Origin of the sequence: Kineosporia babensis (assembly GCF_021129305.1) — a bacterium.
In the GTDB taxonomy this organism is placed as follows: domain Bacteria; phylum Actinomycetota; class Actinomycetes; order Actinomycetales; family Kineosporiaceae; genus Kineosporia; species Kineosporia babensis.
Genome location: NZ_JAJOMB010000002.1, coordinates 380,762 through 398,490, shown reverse-complemented (window position 1 = coordinate 398,490; position 17,729 = coordinate 380,762). Strand labels below are relative to the sequence as shown.

At 69.5% G+C, this 17,729-nt stretch carries 15 protein-coding genes; 5 read left to right on the top strand and 10 right to left on the bottom strand.

Going from position 1 to position 17,729, the window contains the following annotated elements:
- Position 1: 1 nt before the first annotated feature.
- On the bottom strand, positions 2 to 748 hold the full coding sequence (locus tag LR394_RS05155; protein ID WP_231439201.1) for a hypothetical protein: 747 nt from the start codon (positions 746 to 748) through the stop codon (positions 2 to 4).
- 61 nt (positions 749 to 809) lie between these two features.
- Complete coding sequence (locus LR394_RS05150) at positions 810 to 1,553, bottom strand: hypothetical protein (protein WP_231439200.1); 744 nt, start codon at positions 1,551 to 1,553, stop codon at positions 810 to 812.
- Positions 1,554 to 1,777: 224 nt separating this feature from the next.
- Here LR394_RS05150 and LR394_RS05145 point away from each other — a divergent pair, with 224 nt between their 5' ends.
- On the top strand, positions 1,778 to 3,370 hold the full coding sequence (locus LR394_RS05145; RefSeq protein ID WP_231439199.1) for a sensor histidine kinase: 1,593 nt from the start codon (positions 1,778 to 1,780) through the stop codon (positions 3,368 to 3,370).
- On the opposite strand, the gene LR394_RS05140 is transcribed toward LR394_RS05145, so the two are convergent.
- The 3 genes from LR394_RS05140 to LR394_RS05130 all read right to left on the bottom strand — a co-directional run bounded on the left by LR394_RS05140 (position 3,354) and on the right by LR394_RS05130 (position 5,726).
- A complete protein-coding gene (locus LR394_RS05140) occupies positions 3,354 to 4,475 on the bottom strand; it encodes a DUF418 domain-containing protein (protein ID WP_231439198.1) in 1,122 nt (373 codons plus the stop codon). The genes LR394_RS05145 and LR394_RS05140 overlap by 17 nt on opposite strands.
- A gap of 171 nt (positions 4,476 to 4,646) precedes the next feature.
- Positions 4,647 to 4,811, bottom strand: a complete 165-nt coding sequence (locus LR394_RS05135) for a hypothetical protein (protein WP_231439197.1) — start codon at positions 4,809 to 4,811, stop codon at positions 4,647 to 4,649.
- A gap of 60 nt (positions 4,812 to 4,871) precedes the next feature.
- Positions 4,872 to 5,726 (bottom strand): hypothetical protein, encoded by an 855-nt coding sequence (locus tag LR394_RS05130; protein WP_231439196.1) that lies wholly within the window; start codon positions 5,724 to 5,726, stop codon positions 4,872 to 4,874.
- Between the two features lie 165 nt (positions 5,727 to 5,891).
- On the opposite strand from LR394_RS05130, the gene LR394_RS05125 reads away from it, so the two are divergent.
- Complete coding sequence (locus tag LR394_RS05125; RefSeq protein WP_231439195.1) at positions 5,892 to 6,701, top strand: RICIN domain-containing protein; 810 nt, start codon at positions 5,892 to 5,894, stop codon at positions 6,699 to 6,701.
- Between the two features lie 143 nt (positions 6,702 to 6,844).
- Here the strand turns inward: LR394_RS05125 and LR394_RS05120 are convergent, their stop codons facing one another.
- A complete protein-coding gene (locus LR394_RS05120) occupies positions 6,845 to 7,555 on the bottom strand; it encodes a CDP-alcohol phosphatidyltransferase family protein (RefSeq protein ID WP_231439194.1) in 711 nt (236 codons plus the stop codon).
- A gap of 374 nt (positions 7,556 to 7,929) precedes the next feature.
- Here LR394_RS05120 and LR394_RS05115 point away from each other — a divergent pair, with 374 nt between their 5' ends.
- The 3 genes from LR394_RS05115 to LR394_RS05105 are packed head-to-tail and all read left to right on the top strand — an operon-like array spanning position 7,930 to position 11,828.
- The gene (locus LR394_RS05115) at positions 7,930 to 9,987 is read left to right on the top strand and encodes an MMPL family transporter (RefSeq protein ID WP_231439193.1); all 2,058 of its coding nucleotides are present in this window, start codon (positions 7,930 to 7,932) and stop codon (positions 9,985 to 9,987) included.
- A gap of 27 nt (positions 9,988 to 10,014) precedes the next feature.
- The gene (locus LR394_RS42710; protein WP_231439192.1) at positions 10,015 to 11,148 is read left to right on the top strand and encodes a sensor histidine kinase; all 1,134 of its coding nucleotides are present in this window, start codon (positions 10,015 to 10,017) and stop codon (positions 11,146 to 11,148) included.
- Positions 11,149 to 11,207: 59 nt separating this feature from the next.
- Positions 11,208 to 11,828, top strand: a complete 621-nt coding sequence (locus LR394_RS05105; protein WP_407936985.1) for a LuxR C-terminal-related transcriptional regulator — start codon at positions 11,208 to 11,210, stop codon at positions 11,826 to 11,828.
- On the opposite strand, the gene LR394_RS42705 is transcribed toward LR394_RS05105, so the two are convergent.
- The 4 genes from LR394_RS42705 to LR394_RS05085 form a co-directional block, all read right to left on the bottom strand.
- The gene (locus LR394_RS42705) at positions 11,818 to 12,885 is read right to left on the bottom strand and encodes an alcohol dehydrogenase catalytic domain-containing protein (RefSeq protein ID WP_231439190.1); all 1,068 of its coding nucleotides are present in this window, start codon (positions 12,883 to 12,885) and stop codon (positions 11,818 to 11,820) included. The two genes, LR394_RS05105 and LR394_RS42705, sit on opposite strands and share 11 nt — an antisense overlap.
- A 39-nt stretch (positions 12,886 to 12,924) precedes the next feature.
- Positions 12,925 to 13,860, bottom strand: coding sequence for an RICIN domain-containing protein (locus LR394_RS05095; RefSeq protein ID WP_231439189.1), 936 nt, complete (start codon positions 13,858 to 13,860; stop codon positions 12,925 to 12,927).
- A gap of 11 nt (positions 13,861 to 13,871) precedes the next feature.
- A complete protein-coding gene (locus tag LR394_RS05090) occupies positions 13,872 to 14,819 on the bottom strand; it encodes an RICIN domain-containing protein (protein WP_231439188.1) in 948 nt (315 codons plus the stop codon).
- A gap of 136 nt (positions 14,820 to 14,955) precedes the next feature.
- The gene (locus tag LR394_RS05085; protein ID WP_231439187.1) at positions 14,956 to 17,706 is read right to left on the bottom strand and encodes a right-handed parallel beta-helix repeat-containing protein; all 2,751 of its coding nucleotides are present in this window, start codon (positions 17,704 to 17,706) and stop codon (positions 14,956 to 14,958) included.
- Positions 17,707 to 17,729 lie beyond the last annotated feature (23 nt).

Genomic DNA, 17,729 nt, shown 5'->3' with positions numbered 1-17,729 from the left:
CTCAGGCGGTCAGATCCTGAGGCTGGTCCTGGGGCCGGTCCTGGGGCTGGTTGCGGGGCTGGGTCCGGCGCAGCGCGGCCCGACGGTGAGTCACGTTCCGGCGCGCCCGGGACAGTTCGAGGCCGGCCATCACGGTGGCGAACAGCACGCAGGCGACCGGCGCCAGCCAGGCCGCCAGGCTCGGCAGATCCGGCAGGCCGAACGGCAGGTCCGGCAGGCTGATCGGGTTGGAGATGTTCACCGACACGTCGGGCCGGGGGAGATCGGGCAGGTCCGGCAGCCAGTCCGTCGAGATCACCCCGCCCAGCATCAGGCCGATCAGCAGGGTTGCGGTCCAGCCCACGAACTCGTACCCGGTCTTGAGGGCGATGTAGGCCCGCGGGTACTCGTCCATGAACGCCTCGTCGTCCCGGTCGTCGCCGTCCAGACGGAACTCGACTGCCCCGAACTGCAGGCCACCGCCGGGCTCGCTCTTGAGCACCTGCTCCTTGAGCGCCTTCAACTCCGCCCCGGCCGACGGGTACAGCGCCACCTCCTGGACCAGTTCGTCGGCGGAGGGCACCTGTACTCGCAGCACCCCGGACTTCTCGTCGCCGAAGACGCCCACCTCGTCCACGTCCCAGGAGTCCAGCACCTCCGTGCCGTCACGCTCCCAGATCACTGAGTAACCGATCAGGTGCCGCTTCACCCGGACGGTGTGCTGGGTACCGGCTTCCGTGGTCAGGGTCCAGATCTCGGCGGCGCTCATGGTGGATCTCCTTGTCTCTCGAAGGGCGGTGCGATGGTTGCTGCTTGGGGACGGGAGCTGCTCACACGGCCAGCGGCTGAGTCGGGGCCTGGGCCTGGATCCGGTGCAGCGCGGCCTGGCGGCGGGCCAGCTTGTGCCGCACCCGGTACAGCTCGCAGCCGGCCAGCACGGCGGCGGTCAGCAGGGTGGCGACCGGGGCCACCCAGACCGGCAGGCTCGGCAGGTCGGGCAGGCTGAACGGCAGGCTCGGCAGGTCGGGCAGGCTGACCGGGCTGGACACGTCCACCGACACGTCCGGCACCGGGAGGCCAGGCAGATCCGGCAGCAGCGCCATCAGCCGTTCCTTCGGGAACAGCCCGGTCATCACCAGGCCGGCCAGCATCGATCCGGACCAGCCGAAGAACGCTTTCCCGGCCCGCTTCGCGGCGTACGCCCGCGGGTTCTCGTCCATGAGCTTCTCGTCCTTGGAGTCGTCGCCGTCCAGCACGAACTCGCTCGCGCCGAACTGCAGGCCGCCGCCGGGCTCGCCCTTGTACACCTGCTCCTTGAGCGCCTTCAGCTCCGATCCGGCCAAGGGGTACAGCGCCACCTCCTGAACCGGATCCGATGCGGAGGGCACCTGCACCCGCAGCACCCCGGACTTCTCGTCGCCGAAGATGCCCACCTCTTCGGCGTCCCAGGAGTCCAGCACCTCGGCGCCGTCGCGCTCCCAGAGCACCGAGTAGCCGATCAGGTGCCGCTTCACCCGGACCGTGTGCTGGGTGCCGGCCTCGGTGCTCAGAGTGAAGATCTCGACGGCGCTCATGGTGGTTTTCCTTGTCTCTCGAAGTCTTTCGGCTGGTCGGGAATGCGCTTCCCGACAGGTAAAAAGCTATTCGGATCAGCGCCGCCGATCGTCCGCCAGAGGTAGCAGAGACGCTGATCAGACCAAAGGGTGACCGGTACGCCGTTGGGTGCATCCAGCCCGGACGAACCACATCGTGATCAATGGCCCCTTTAGCCGCTGAACGGCTCTAGGCTCGTCGACCGATGACATCGATATCCCGCCCCGCTTCGAACTGGTGGCTCGCGATCCGCGGGGCGAAGCGCCGCCGGATCGCCTACGAAGCAGCTCTGGCCGCCGGTCTCGCCGGAATTACCGCGTTCATGGCCGCCGACACCTGGTTCGACCTCCCGCCGGGCCCCCGAATCGCGCTGACGGTCACCGTCAGCCTGCTCACCCTGGCTGCTGTTCCACTGCGCCGGTCCCGGCCGATCACCGCGCTGCTGCTGGCCGCGCTGACCGAGTTCACCGGGGCCGGCCTCGCCCTGTTCGTGGTGTCCTTCGCCGTCGGCTACCGCTACCGGCAGATCCGCCGGTCAGCTGTCCTCCTCGGCTTCGGCTTCACCGCAGTGGCCTGCATGGTCGGGGCTCATCTGGGTGAGGACGGGTCTGCCACCTTCAACGCCCTCGCCGGCCTGATGTACTTCCTGGTGGCCGGAGTGCTGCCGGGAACCCTGGCCGCCGTGCTGGCCCAGCGCCGGCTGCTGGTGATGTCGATGAACCAGCGCAACATCGAGCTGCACGAACAACAACAGGTGGTGGCCGGCCAGGCCCAGGCTCGTGAGCGCACCCGGATCGCGGCCGAGTTGCACGACTCGCTGGGCCACCGGCTCACCCTGATCTCGCTGTACGCGGGCGGCCTCGCTCAGGCGGCCACCCCGTCCCCGAGTACCGAAAAGGCCCGCGCCCAGGCGGTCGGGCTGCTGCGCGACACCTCGGCCCAGGCGATGGGCGAACTCCGGCAGATCCTCAAGGTGCTGCATCAGGACGGCCCGGCCGAGGCCGGCCGGTCGCTGGACGAGGTGGAACCGACGATCGCCGCGGCCCGGCAGACCGGCACCGAGATCGAGCTGGTCCGCTCCGGTGATCCCCGGCCGCTGCCGATCCTGGCCGAGCACGCTGCCTACCGGGTGGTGCAGGAGGGCATCACGAATGCGCTGAAACACGCTCGGGGGGCGCCGATCCGGGTCGAGGTGCACTACACCGAGGACGCCGTGCACGTCAGCGTGCGCAACCGGCCGGGGCTGCCTTATCAGGGGCAGAGCACCGGCCAGGGTCTGCACGGGCTGGCCGAACGGGTCCGGCTGGCTGGTGGCGTGCTGTCCTCCGGCTCGCTGGAGGACGGGGATTTCCGGCTCGGCGGGGTACTCCCCTACGAGGCCGAGGTGCCCGAGCCGGTCACCCTGCCGCCCAGCGACTTCCAGCACCGGATCCGCAGGACCAGTCGCTGGCAGCGGCTGGGCGCCGTAGGGATCGTGCTGACCACGGCGATCGCGCTGGCCGCCCTGATCGGCGCGATCACCGAGATCGAGACCCTGGACTCGACCGACCAGGGCGTGTACAACTTCGCCGAGACCGGTGACGACTTCCAGCGCCTGAAACTGCTGCTGCCCCAACCGCTGTCCACCGAGACTCGGGCCGACGGCCAGGTCTGCCGGATCTACACGGGAGGCGCCGAGGACACCCCGCTGACCCTGAGCACCGAGGTCAACTACGAGTTCTGCTTCCGCGACGATGTTCTGGTGAGCAAGCAGAAGGTCGAGATGAGGACCCAGCTGCAGATCACCGACGGTACGTGAGCCGCCGGGTCAGCGCCTCGAACGGCCCCCGGTAGCCGGCCGCGCGCATCCGGTCGGCCATCAGCACGGTGGCCAGCCAGGTGGCGATGGCCAGCGCAGCCGTTGCGGTGAGCGAGAGTTCGCCGGACAGGTCGAGCAGGTACGGCGTGAAAACGATGAACCACACCGGGGACTGGGCCAGGTAGCAGGTCATCGAGCGCTGTCCGGTGGCCGCGAGGGCCTGGGTGATCCGGCCGGGCTGCTGGGCGCTCAGCCGCAGTGCGACCAGGGCGATCAGCGCCGCGTAGCCGTAGCCGCCGATCACGCCGGTGACGTGGTGCATCCCCTCTGCAAAGGCCGAGGTCGGGGTGGACTCGAGCACCAGGTGCAGGGCCTTCGGCTGCGCGCCGAGCACTGCCGCGGCGATTCCCACCACCGCGGTCACCGTGAGCAGGCGCTGGTGCTCGGCCGGGAACTCCAGCACCCGGCGGCGGCCGGCCCAGAGCCCGACCAGGTACGGGCTGACCACCATGACCCAGCCCACCATCACGGCGCCCAGAGCGTCCGGGAGCCGATCGGCGATCTGGGTGGTGAAGTCGGGTGAGAGGGACTGCTGGTTGGCCGTCAGATCACCGGCCGCGGCGGCGTTCATCGCGGTGGTGATCGCCAGGCTCAGGACGGCCACCAGGAGCAGGGTGCGATCTTTCCAGTGCACCGCCCACAGGCCGAGGAACAGCAGCGCGCCGTACATGGACAGCACATCGCCGCCGAAGAGCAGCACCAGGTGCAGGACGCCGATCCCGATCAGCAGCAGGCTGCGCCGGCGCAGGAGTTTGCGGGTCTGCTTGCGGGTGCCGCTCTGTCGCGCCACGATCCGGGCCACGCCGTAGCCGAAGAGCAGGGCGAACATCGGGTAGGCCCGCTGGTCCACGAACGTGGTGGTGGCCCAGTTCACTGCCCGGTCGAGCAGGGCCATGTCGGGCACCGGCCCGCCCCGCAGGAAGGTGTGGGTGTTGGCCAGGGCGATCAGCAGAAGCATCACGCCGCGGGCGAGGTCGGGGGCGAGGGATCGTTCAGCGACCGGCGTGGGGCCGCTGTAGGTGCGCTCGGGGGCGGTCTGGCTCATGTGGATCAGCCAATCTCACCCCCGATCAGGAGACGTCGGGCAAAAGTCTCATTCGTTTTCCGCCCGTGTCCGGCTGAAGTCGCAGCGGCCGCCGTCCCCCAGCACGATCCGCAAACGGCGAAGGCCGCGACCTCTGGATGAGGTCGTGGCCCAAGGCGTTTGGATCGCAACTCAGAGCGAGGCGGAGGTCCTCGACGGCCCGGCCGGGCCCGACGTCACACTGCCCTGGTTCTCCTGCCGCGCGGCGGTGAGCCGCTCACGGTGTGCCTGAAGCGTACGGATCGCCTTGAGCGCAGCGAACCCCAGCGCGAATCCCACCAGTACCCAGACGATCATCGGTGCTCCCTCCAGAAGGAGCCCTAGAGGTATCACACCGTGATGAACGCAGGTGAAACGTCAGTTCGGGGCCGGTTCGTCGATTCCGCGCACCGGGTCCTGAACCCCCTCGAACCGGACCAGAACGGCCGCGGCGACCGCGGTCAGGACGAAGCCGAGGATGAAGATCGGCCAGTAGCCGTCCCGCACCTCATCGCCCAGGAAGGCCACGCCCGCGATGGTCGGGGCGATGGTCTGGGTGGTGATCAGCGAGGTGGTGGCCGCAGTGACCGAGCCCCGCTGCAGCGCCAGGGAGTAGACGAAGAACGCCAGCACCCCGGACAGCACCAGTACGTACGTGACACCCGAGGTGAGCAGGTCGCCCAGGACGAAGTCGTGCAGCAGGCGGGAGGCGATCGCCACGATGGCGTAGCCCATCCCCCCGGCCAGGCCGAGCACGGCGGCGGCGAGCGCCCCCTCGAACCGGGTGGCGAAGAAGGCGACCAGCACCACCAGGGCCAGCACCACGAACAGGGAACGGGTCAGGGTGGGAGTACCTCGCTCGGTGCCTGTCTCCCCGGCCGCCGAGGACAGCAGCACCAGGCCACCGACCACGGCCACGATGGCGCCCCATTCCAGCCGGCTGAGGTGGTCGCCGAAGTAGCGCACGGCCAGCAGGGCGGTGACCACCAGGCTGACCGCGATCCCGGTCTGGGCCAGGAACAGCGGCACCTGACGCACCGCGACCAGATGGAACACGTAGCCGAGCACCAGCAGCACGATCGAGGCCAGCAGCAGCGGCCGACGCAGCAGGTCGATCACCGTGCGCGGGGTCAGGTTCCCTTCCGGGATCTCCCGCGAGGCCCTGGCCTGCATGATCGAGGCCACGCCGTACATGACAGCAGCGACCAGGGCCGAGCCAAGTCCGAGCAGCACAGAGTCATCTTCCCAGGTCTGGCTGTCAAGGCTCACAGGGGGCGCCGCGCTGCGTCTGGAGTACCTCAAGACAGGTCTGTATCCAGGGTCGAACGACGCTCGGCAGCTGGCACACTTTGGCCTGATTTGTCAGATTGACCGTTAACTGCTGTACGAGGTGTACCGATGCGTGTGCTGAAGGCGATCGTCTCCCCACCCGGCCATCGGCGCGGCCCCCTGCTGATCGGGCTGGGCCTGGCCACGGTGGTCGGGGCCGGGACGCTGACCGCGCTGGCACTGAACGTGGACGACTCCGACGACCGCCCCGCTCAACGTACGGCTGCCCCGGCCGGCAGCGTTCTGCCACTCCCCACCCCGACCGACCTCGCCCCCACCACCCCGGCCATCACCGCCACCCCGATCTCCGAGAAGACCAAGGCGACCCGGGCGACGTCCCAGCCCGAGACGTCCACAGTTACCGAGAAGGCCAAGGCCGAGCCGTCGCAGACCGCCACCTCGGCCAAGGTCAAGAAGCAGAAGGCCGGGCCGGTGATCACCGGGCCGTTCCTGGTCCGCAACGAGGGCACCGGGATGTGCCTGGACCTGCCGTTCTACGAGGGGGCCGAGCCCGGCACCCAGGTCCAGCTGTGGGAGTGCCACTCGCCCGCGCTGAACGGCGAGGACGACAACCACGAGTACGAGAAGCTGCAGTTCGGCAGCGAGTTCCTGCTGCGCAACGTGCGGGCGAAGCAGTGCCTGGACGTCTACGGCAACGAGGGCGCGAACCCGGGCGAGGCGGTGCTGACCTACCAGTGCGTGGTCGGCGACGCGGACAATCTGATGTTCCGGAAGAAGTCGGTCAGCGGCGGGATGCAGATCATCCACGCCAAGAGCGACCTGTGCCTGGACGTCGCCCCCGACAACCCGGGCAACGGCCAGATGACCCAGCTGAGCACCTGCAGCTCCACCCCCAACCAGATCTGGACCCTCCTCTAGCTCAGCTTCACCAGCTCTGGTCGCAGTAGCCGCAGCATTTTGGTGCAACTACTGCGACCAGAGCTGGGAAATGCGACCAGGGCTGGGAATGGCTGCGCCCCGTCCGGGGGAAGGACGGGGCGCTGGTGGCGGAGATGTTGGGATCAGGCGGGTTGGACCGGCTCCGGCTGGGCTGTGGGGCGCGCCGACTTACCCGTCAGCGTCAGGTACACGCTGCTCAGGAGGTAGTAGGCGATGTACAGCAGGGACAGCCAGATCAGCAGCATGCTCGGGTCGGGCATCTGGGTGAGCAGCACCGCGTACGCCACCAGCCAGGCCGCCGTGGCCGCCAGGTTGGTCCGGCGGAAGGCCTTGGTCCGCGACGGGTAGATGTACTTGATCGGCACGAAGACCAGGATCGAGCAGACCGTCAGGATGATGCTGGTGGTGGTCGGGCTCAGGTTCGCGATGATCACGTAGAAGGCGACCACGTTCCAGTAGCTCGGGAAGCCCAGGAAGAAGTGGTCGTCGGTCTTGGCGTCGACCCGGCAGAACTGGTACGCCGAGGCCATCAGCGGCAGCGCCGCCAGCACCCCGCCGAGCGTGCCCTCGGGCAGGTAACCGCCGGTCCACAGCAGCACCACGGGCACGAACGCGTAGGTGATGTAGTCGACGATGTCGTCGAGCCGGGCCCCGTCGAACGACGGGATGGTCTCCTTGACCCGCAGCCGCCGGGCGAGCATCCCGTCGGTGCCGTCGATGACGAGCGCGGCCAGGCTGATCCAGAGCGCGCGGATCGCGTCGCCCTCGAAGGCCGCGATCACCATCAGGAACGCGAGAACGGTGCCGCTCGCGGTGTAGACGTGAACAGCCATGCCGGCAAGCCGGAATCGAGCCGATGCTTCGTAAGGCTCGAATACGACGTCGTGTGTCGTCAGCGGAACCCCCGGGGCAACAGGATCGATCGGATGGGCAGACCTCTCACCCGAACAGGGCTCGAGCGGGGAAAGTCTCTCACAGACTGACTGTCCCCTCGCCCGCCCGCAGGTTGCCCTCCGGTCATATTTGCGTTACCCGCAGTCATTTTCTGATTCCCCCAGGTGCCTCACCAGTGCACGAGCCGCTGGCGAGAGCCGTGGCGACTACATCTCAGGATGTACTTCCCGGCGAGTAGAGACGTCCGAAAAGCGCCGTAGGTGCCTTCCCGGGACGGACGCGAGGGGCCAGTCGTCCGCACGAGGCTCGCCCCATGAATCAGAAGACGTCACTCGCGAGCCGCTTCACCCGGCTCCTGCATGCGGCTCCACGTCGGTCTCTGCTGGCCGTCCTGCTTTTCGTCGTCCTGGCCGGGGTGGTCGGCGGCCCGGTGGCCGGCGCCCTGGACACCGAGGGCGGCTTCACGCCTCCCGATGCCGAGTCGACCAGAGCGGTGGAACGGGTCGAAGAGGTGACCGGCCTGAACCCGGCCTCCGGAGTGGTTCTGCTGGTGGACACCGCCCGGACCAGCACCCAGGAAGTGGCCGGCACCCTCGCCGGGATCGAGGGCATGACCGAGGTCACGCAGGACAGCACCCTGGTCACCGGGATGCTGCGGGCCGACGCCGCCGAGACCGAGGTGGCGCACGACGTGGTCGAGGCGTTCGCGGACAACGACGCGGTGACGGCCGGGGGCCAGGCGGTGATGCAGCTGCAGCTCGGCGAGCAGACCGAGCAGGACCTCACCCGCGCCGAGCTGCTGGCCTTCCCTGCCCTGGTGCTGCTGTCGATCCTGATCTTCGGCGGCCGGGGCGCCGTCCTGCCCCTGGTGATCGGGGTCACCACCGTGATCGGCACGTTCCTGGTGCTGATGGGCGCCAACCAGATCTACGGCCTGAGCATCTTCGCGCTCAACCTGGTGATCGGCCTGGGGCTGGGCCTGGCCGTGGACTACGCGCTGTTCCTGCTCAACCGCTACCGCGAGGAACTGGCCACGCAGGGCGCCGGAGCCGCCGCGGTGATCACGACCATGCAGACGGCCGGGCGCACGGTGGTCTACTCGGCCGCCACGGTCGCGGTGGCCCTGGCCACGCTGGCCGTCTTCCCGATGGGCTTCCTGCGCTCGATGGGCATCGCTGGTGCGGCGGTTGCGGTGGTCGCCGCCCTGGCCTCGCTGATCATCGCCCCGGCCCTGTTCGGCCTCTGGGGTGCCAAGCTGGCCCGGCGGCAGAAGGACAACCAGCGCTGGTACCACTTCTCGCACGCCGTGATGCGTCGCCCCGGAGTGATCGCCACCGCCACGGCCGCGGTGATGCTGCTCCTGGCCGCACCCGCGCTGCGCGCCAACTGGACGCCGGTAGACGCGTCCATCATTCCTACTGATCTCAGTTCGCGAGTGGTCGCCGACGCCCTCGAAGACGAGAACGACACCGCGGTGATCGTCGCGATCGAGAGCGACAACGCCGCCCAGGTCCAGACCTTCGCCACCGAAGCCGGCGCTCTCAACGGCGTCGCCGAGAGCGCCGGAGCAACCGACCTGGGCCAGAACGTCTGGCAGCTGAACCTGATGGTGGCGGGCGACGCGGCCGGCCCGGACGCGCAGCGAGTGGTCGAAGAGGTACGCGACCTGGCCACCGACCAAGGGGTCGACGCCCTGGTGACCGGAGAGGCAGCGTCCTTCATCGACCAGCAGCAGGCGATCTCCGGCACCCTCCCGATCGCGGTGACCGCCCTCGTCCTCCTGACCATGCTCGTGCTCTGGCTGATGACCGGCTCGGTGGTGCTGCCGGTGAAGGCCGTGATCATGAACGTGCTCACGGTGGGCGTCTCGCTCGGCGCGATCACCTTCATCTACCAGGACGGGCGGCTGGAGAACCTGCTCGGCTACACCCCCAACGGCGGCGTGGAGCCCACCAACTTCCTGGTCGCCGCCGCGATGGTCTTCGCCCTCTCGACCGACTACGGGGTGTTCCTGCTCGGCCGGATCAAGGAGGCCCGCGAGTCCGGCCTGCCCGAGCGCGAGGCCGTGGCGATCGGTCTGGGCCGCACCGGCAGCATCGTCACCGCCGCCGCCATCCTGCTGGCCGTGGCGATCGGCGCGTTCAGCACCAGCGAGATCTCGTTCATGCAGCAGATCGGCATCGCCACCGCGGTGGGCGTGCTGGTGGACGCGTTCGTGGTGCGCTCGCTGCTGGTACCCACCCTGATGGCGATGATGGGCAAGTGGAACTGGTGGTCGCCGATGTGGCTGCGCAAGGTGCACGACAAGGTCGGGCTGTCCGAAGGGCGTCCCGAGCTGGCGGTCCCGGCACCGGCCGATGCCGCCCGCTGAACCGGACCACAACCTAAGGTGGAAAGGGTGATCCGGATCGCTCGCCCGCTGCTGATCGACGTTGCCCTCGTCCTGGCCTGCAGCGTGGCGATGTTCACCGAGCAGGCGCTACGCAACCTGCCGCCGAGCCCGGCGGCAGGTGCGATGTTCGTGGTGACGAGCCTGCCGGTGCTGCTGCGCCGGCAGGCTCCGTCCGGCTCACTGGTCCTGGCCTTCGTGGCCCTGTTCGGGCTGGCCGAGCTGGACGTGGACATCTACAGCACGATCGGGTTCCCGGCCGTGCTCTGCGCCTACACCCTGGCCGATCGCTACGGCCGGCGCGCCGCCCTGATCAGCGCCCCGATCGCGGCCGGCCTGACCATCGCCATCCTCCAGATCTACAGCCCCCACGTGCTGTTCAGCTGGAGCACCGTGCAGAACCTGGCCCTGGTGGTGCTGCCCCTGGCCCTCGGTGTGGCCGCCCACGACCACCGGGCCTGGCGCGAGGTCATGGTCGAAAGAGCCCAGGCGGCCGAGCGCAACCAGGAGGAGATCGCCCGGCGCCGGGTCAGCGACGAGCGGCTGCGGATCGCCCGCGACGTGCACGACGTGGTCGCCCACGCCCTGGTCACGATCAACGTACAGGCCGGGGTGGGCGCGTTCCTGGTCCGGACCGACCCGGACGAGGCCCATCTCGCCCTGCGCACGATCAAGCAGGTCAGCGGGGACGCCCTGGGCGATCTGCGGGCCACGCTGGGGGTGATCCGCAGCCCTCAGGGGATCGACACGCTCGGCGACCTGGCCGAGAGCCTGCGCACCGCCGGCCTGCAGATCACCCTGGACGTCAAAACCGAGGAGGGCCTGCCCACTTCGGTGGACAGCACGGCCTACCGGATCGTCCAGGAGTCGCTGACCAACACGCTGAAGCACGCCGGCCGGACCAGCGCCCGGATCACCGTCGCCCAGCAGGAGGGCCGGCTGCTCATCGAGATCACCGACGACGGTGGAACTCCCACGGAGCAGCAACTCAGCGTCAGCGGTTCGGGCAACGGCCTGCGTGGCATGCGCGAACGGGCGGCCGCGCTCGGCGGTTCGCTCGAGGCCGGCCCGGGTCCGGACGGCGGCTGGCGGGTCACCGCCGAACTCCCCCTCAGCAGTCCCCTGGAGGTACCGGCAACGTGAGCATCAAGGTATTGCTCGTGGACGACCAGCCCTTGCTGCGCGCGGGTTTTCGGGCCCTGATGAACGCGGTGCCCGACCTGGAGGTGGTCGGCGAGGCCGGGGACGGCGACGCGGCCGTGCAGATGGCGGTGGCCACCCGCCCCGACGTGGTGCTGATGGACATCCAGATGCCGCGCGCAGACGGGTTGCGGGCGACCGCGCGGATCACCGGCGAACCCCGGCTGGCCGGTACCCGGGTGATCGTGCTGACCACCTTCGAGCTGGACGAGTACGTGTTCGGCGCGCTCAGGGCCGGGGCCTCGGGGTTCCTGCTGAAGGACATCGAGCCCGAGGCCCTGATCGAGGCGGTCCGGCTGGTGCACGACGGGCAGGCGCTGCTCGCCCCGCAGGTCACCGGCCGGCTGATCCAGGCCTACGTGGGTAGCCCTACCGCCCCCGCCCCGGCGAAGGCCGAACCGAACGCCCACTGCGAGGCGATCGCCGAGCTGACCCAGCGCGAGCGCGACATCCTCGGCCTGGTGGCGGCCGGGATGTCGAACAAGGAGATCGCCGAGGAGCTGGTGCTCTCCCCGCTGACCGTGAAAACCCATGTCTCCCGGGTGCTCGGCAAGCTGGGCGCCCGGGATCGCGCCCAGCTCGTGGTGATCGCCTACGAAGGCGGCCTGATCCCTAGGGCCTGATCACGGCCACCCCGTGCGGCGGCCGGGCGGCCATCGCGGCGAGCGCCGGCCCGGCCTCTTCCAGGGTGAGTTCGGTGGTGATCATCGCGGCCGGGTCGAGCCGGCCGGCCGCGACCAGGGCCAGCAGCTGCGGGTAGGCGTGGGCGGCCAGCCCGTGGCTGCCCAGAACCTCCAGCTCCCGGCCGATCACGGTGTGCATCGGCACCGGCGGCAGCCCCAGGGCCGGCGGCAGCAGCCCGACCTGCACGTGGCGGCCGCGCGGGCGCAGGCTCTGGATCGAGTTGGCGCAGGTCTCGTGGCTGCCCAGGGCGTCCAGCGACAAGTGGGCGCCGCCGTCGGTCAGTTCCCGGATCGAACTGGGGACGTCGTTGCTGGGTATCGCTGCTGCGCTCGCCTCGGCAGCGGTCCCGACCTGCACAACCCGCTCGGCCCCCAGCCGAAGCGCCAGCTCCAGGGCCTTCGGCGAGACGTCCACGGCGACCACCCGGGCGCCGGCGGCCACCGCGATCGCGACCGCGGAAAGGCCGACCCCGCCGCAGCCGTGAACCGCGACCCACTCCCCCGCGCGAACCCGGCCGACCTGCGTGACCGCGCGGAAGGACGTCCCGAATCGGCAGCCCAGAATCGCCGCGACCGGCATCGGCACCTCGTCCGGCAGCGGCACCAGGTTCACCGCCGCCCGCTCCACCACCACGTACTCGGCGAACGAGCCCCAGCGGGTGAAGCCGGGCTGGCGCTGGTCCAGGCAGACCTGCCCGTCGCCCTGACGGCACGGCTCGCACACCCCGCAGGCGTACACGAACGGCGCGGTGACCCGCTGCCCGACCGTGAAACCCTCAACCCCGGCACCGATCGCGTACACCCGTCCGGCGAACTCGTGGCCCGGCACGTGCGGCAACTGCACATCGTCGTCGTGCCCGGCCAGCGCGTGCCAGTCCGAGCGGCACAGCCCGGTGGCCTCGACCGCGACCACCACGCCGCCCTCCGGCGCCGACGGCTCAGGAACGTCTCTGACCTGCGGAACATCGCCGAACGCCTCGAACACGACCGCGCGCACTGGTGCCCTCCTGAACCTGATTACCGACCGCTCAGCATGTTAGGAGAACGACCAGACGTGGTCGTCCTCGGCCGAGCAGGTGAACAGCGTCAGCTTGGCCCCCGGCGACGTCTGCCCGTTGTTCTCGTTGGACACGTCCAGGCAGAGGCCGCTCTTGACGTGCACCAGGAAGAACCCGTCGCCCTGGGCCTGCTTCTTGAACATCTGGTTGTCCTGGTCGCCGAGCAGACAGGTGTGGGTGTTCACCACGATCCCGGGCTCCACATTGCCCGAGCCGTTCACGTCCAGGCACCACTGCGACTTGACGTTGCGCAGCAGGAACGTGCCGTCGGCCTGGGTGACCGTCTCGTACGCCTGGTTGTCGGCCTTGCCGGGGACGCAGTCGTTCTGCACCACCAGCACGTTCTCGGAGACCGCACCCGTCCCGGACAGGTCCACGCAGTAGCCGGTGACCAGGTTCCTGACCACGCCGATCCGCTGCACCGTGGTGCCCGGCGTGGCCTCCGCCTCGGCCGCCGCCTTCTTGGCCTTCTTCTCCCCGGCCTCGGTCTGCTTCCCGCTCTTCTTGGGCTTGGAGGTTGCGGTCGGGTCGGCTTCCTTGGTCACCGTGCGGGTGCGGACCGGAGCATCAGCAGCGGCTTCGGTGGTCTTCGTCTTCTTCGGCTTCTCGGTGGCCGCCGGGGTCGGCTCCTCGGTGGCGCTGGGCTCAGCCGTGGGAGCAGGCAGGTTGGTCGAGGTCAGCGCCGTGTTGGTGGCCTCGCCCGAGCCGCTGCGGTTCGCCACCGCGTTCACCGCGGCCACGCCGCCGACCACCACGCCGACCACGGCCGCCATCGAGGCCGCGATCACCGCAAGCCCGCGCAGGCCCCGCTTGGGCAGGCCGATCGACGGACGCCCGCCGACCATCGACTTGTTCCAGGAGTTGAGGAACTCTTCCTGCCGCTCCGAGCGCTCCGAGGGATCGGGACTGCTCACCGTGCTACTCCTCAGCTCCGGTCGAAGGACCAGATGTGGTTGTCCGTTTCGGAACAGGGGTTCAGGGCCAGCTGGGTGTCCACCGGACTGTTCGTGGCGTCGGTGCCCTCCGGGTCCAGGCAGAGCCCGGTCTTCACGTTCACCAGGAAGAAGCCGTTGCCGGCGGCCTGCTTCTTGTACATCTGGTTGTCGTCCGAGCCGAACTTGCAGGTGTACGTGACCACGGTCGTCCCGGCGTCCACGGCGCCGCCGGCCGGCACGTCCAGGCACCACTGCGACTTCACGTTGCGCAGCAGGAACGTGCCGTCGGCCTGGGTGATCGTCTCGTACGCCTGGTTGTCGGTCTTGCCGGGGTAGCAGTTGGTCTGCAGCAGCGGCACGTTCTCGGAGACCGCGCCCAAGCCGGGCAGATCCACGCAGTAGCTGGTGACCAGGTTCCGGATCACGCCGATCCGCTTGGTCACCGTCCCCGGGCTCTCCTCGGCCTTGTCGGCCGCTTCCTGAGCCTTCTCCTTCTCCTGCTCGGTCTGCTTCTTGGCCGTGGGCGACTTCGTCGGGTCGGCCTCCTTGGTGACCGTCCGCGTCCGCACCGGCGCTTCTTCAGCGGCTTCGGTGGTCTCCGTGTTCTTCAGCTTCTTGGTGGCCGACGGGGTCGGCTCCTCCGCAGCGCTGGGCTCAGCCGTGGGAGTGGGCAGGTTCGTCGACGTCAGCGCCGCGTTGGTGGACGGATCGGGATCGCCGCTGTTGGCCAGTGCGTTGACCCCGGCCACGCCACCCAGCACCACGCCGACGACGGCCGCGACCGAGGCGATGATCACCGCGAGCCCGCGCAGGCCCCGGGTGGGCAGACCGATCGACGGACGCCCGCCCACCATCGACTTGTTCCAGGAAGAGAGAAACTCCTGCTGACGCTCGGAGGGACCCTCGTTCTCCGGCGGCACGGAGTTCGGGTTGCTCACGCTGTGTTTCTCCCACCAGGACCGGGATCGGCTAACACTTCACCGTGACAGCCCGCGATCCCGGCCTCCGGGTCCTGCCCGCAGGGGGTTCCCGTTATCCCCTGCGAACAGTGCCCGGAATTACCACTAGATCGAACTAGATCGAATGCGGTGGGATGTCGGCCGGCTCGATCCGCTGCAGGTCCTGCGAAGAGGCGACCGCCAGGTCCAGATCGCCCAGGCGGGCGGCCTGTCGCTCCGTCATCAGCTGGAACAGCTGCCGCGACACGCGCCCGTTGCCGAATCCGGCATTTCGCGGATGTGCGTCGAAATAGCCCACCAGCGCACTGCGGGTGTCCGGGGTGATCTCGTACTGGTGGTGCTCGGCCTGCAGTTCGACGATCTTCACCAGCTCCTCGGAGCTGTAGTCGACGAACTCCAGGGTGCGCGAGAACCGGGAACCCAGGCCCGGGTTGGAGTTCAGGAAGTTGGCCATCTCGTTGGAGTACCCGGCCACGATCACCACGATCTCGTCGCGGTGGTCCTCCATCAGCTTCATCAGCGTGACGATCGCCTCCTGGCCGAAGTCGTTCGACTGCCCGGGCGGCGAGAGCGAGTACGCCTCGTCCAGGAACAGCACGCCGCCCAGCGCCTTCCGGAACACGGCCTCGGTCTTCGGGGCGGTGTGGCCCACGTACGAGCCGACCAGCGCACCCCGGTCGGCCTCGACCAAATGCCCCTTCTCGAGCACCCCGAGCCGGGCCAATAGACCACCGTAAAGCCTGGCCACCGTGGTCTTTCCAGTACCCGGATTACCGGCGAAGACCAGGTGCCGGTTCAGCGGCGGCGCGGCCAGACCGGCCTCCTGCCGGCGGCGGACCATCTGCATCAGCTTGACCAGCGAGCTGACATCGGCCTTGACCTGCTCCAGACCGACCAGCCCGGTGAGCTTCTCGCGCAGCTCGTCCAGCGACTCCTCGGGCTCCTCGCCCGGTTTGACGTCCACGCCCAGTTCCTCTTCGGACGGGCCGGCCGAAACCACCTTCTTCTCGGGTGTACTCCCCGAACGCCGGGTCACCGCACTCGCCGGGACGGTCGAGTCCTCGACATCGCTGATCGTGATCCGGGCGAACTCCGGGGCCGCGTCCTCGTCCTGACTCAGGTCGGCCCCGGTGTCGTGGATCCGGCAGTCGGTGAAGCTCGGAGCGGCCTTCTTACCCACGTGCAGGGCCGGGAATCCAGAGGCCGAGATGTCGCAGTCCGCATAGGTTCCGGCCGCGCCGTCGCCCACGAAGATGCCGTTCTTGGTGGTGTCACGCACCCGCAGCCCGGTCACCGTCGGCCGGGCACCGGTCCAGACCACCAGGCCCGACCCGCCCGCACCCTCGATCCGGCAGTCCTCGACCGTGCCCTGGGCGTCCTTCTCCAGCACGATGCCCGCAGTCCCGGCCCGGCGCACCCGCACCTCACGCAGGCCGGCCGAGGCGCCCGGGCCGATCTGCACCGCGGAACGGTCGCTCCCGTGCACCTCGACCTTCTCCACCAGGGCCTTACGCTTCGAGGCCAGGGCGATCCCGACCGCGCAGCGGTCGACCTCCATCTCGGAGAGCTCCAGCTCAGCGTCGCCCTCGGTCTGCACCCCGCACAAACCGGCGCCGCGCAGCAGACCCGCCCGGACACGTCCGTCGGCCTTGCCCTTGAAATGAATCCCGTGCTCGGGGGTCTCGATCACCGAGACACCGGAGAGCTCCACGGTGGCCGAGTCACCGGCGCAGACCGCGCTGAAAGTCGTCTTCTCCACCCGGGAATCACTGAGCCGGGCGCCGGACGACCCGGACAGGAAGAATCCGTTACCGCCGCTGCGGCGTACCGCACCGTCCGAAAAGTACAGCTGGGCCTTGTCCCGGGTCACCACACCGGTCCCCGCCGACCGTTCCAGCACGCACTCGTGCAGGGTCAGCACGCTGTCGCCGGCCGCGACCAGCCCGGAGCGGCCGGTCACCTCGATCCGGCACTCACCCAGCCGGATGTCGCCGGAACCGGCCAGAACGCCGTCCCCGACGGACTTCTCGATCACACAGTCGTTGAGCACCACACCGGTCGCCTCGGTGTCGGCCACCGACGGGTCGGTGGCCGGGCAACTGCCGAGCACCCGCAGCCCCTCGGTGCCCGAGCGCTCGATCCGGCAGCCTCGCAGCACCACCGAGGCGACGTCCTCGACCAGCACCCCGCTGCGCCCGGTGCGCGAGATCTCGCAGCCCTCGGCCTGGGCCCGGCCGTTTCCGCGCACCCGCAGCCCGGAGCCCCGGGTGGAACGGATCTGGCTGCCGGCCATCGCCAGCTGCCCGGAATCGCTGACCACCAAGCCGGTTCCGTCGATCGCGGTGATCACCGAGTTCTCCAGCACCGCACGACTGGTGGCGGTCAGGTGCAGCCCGACCATCGGCGCACTGCTGATCCGGCACGAGGTGATCCGCGCCGCGCACTCACCCTCGAGATCGATCCGCCCGGCCAGCATCTCGCACTCGGTGAACTCCGAGGAACCGGACATCACCCGCAGCAGCGCCGCACCGTCCGCGGCCCCGGTCAGCACCAGACCGTGCAGCCGCACCGAAGCCATGACCGTCGTCCCGGCCGGTCCGGCCACCCGCACCGTTCCGGGCCCCTGCTCGGCCACGATCGCGACCGGCCGCTCGATCACCAGGCTCTCCGGGTACACCCCGGGAGCGACCGCGATGGTCTGCCCGTCCTGCGCCACGGCCAGCGCCTCGGCGATCGAGCCGAGCGCCTGACGCTCGCCCGGGGCCACGCGCAGAACGCCCGGCTGCGTTCGGCCGACGCCTTCGGGCGGGGTGTGCTGCGGGGTGCGAACCGTCGGCTTGCGCGGTTCGCGGGAACCGAGCCTCATCGGGAGTCCGGACGGCCGGCGAG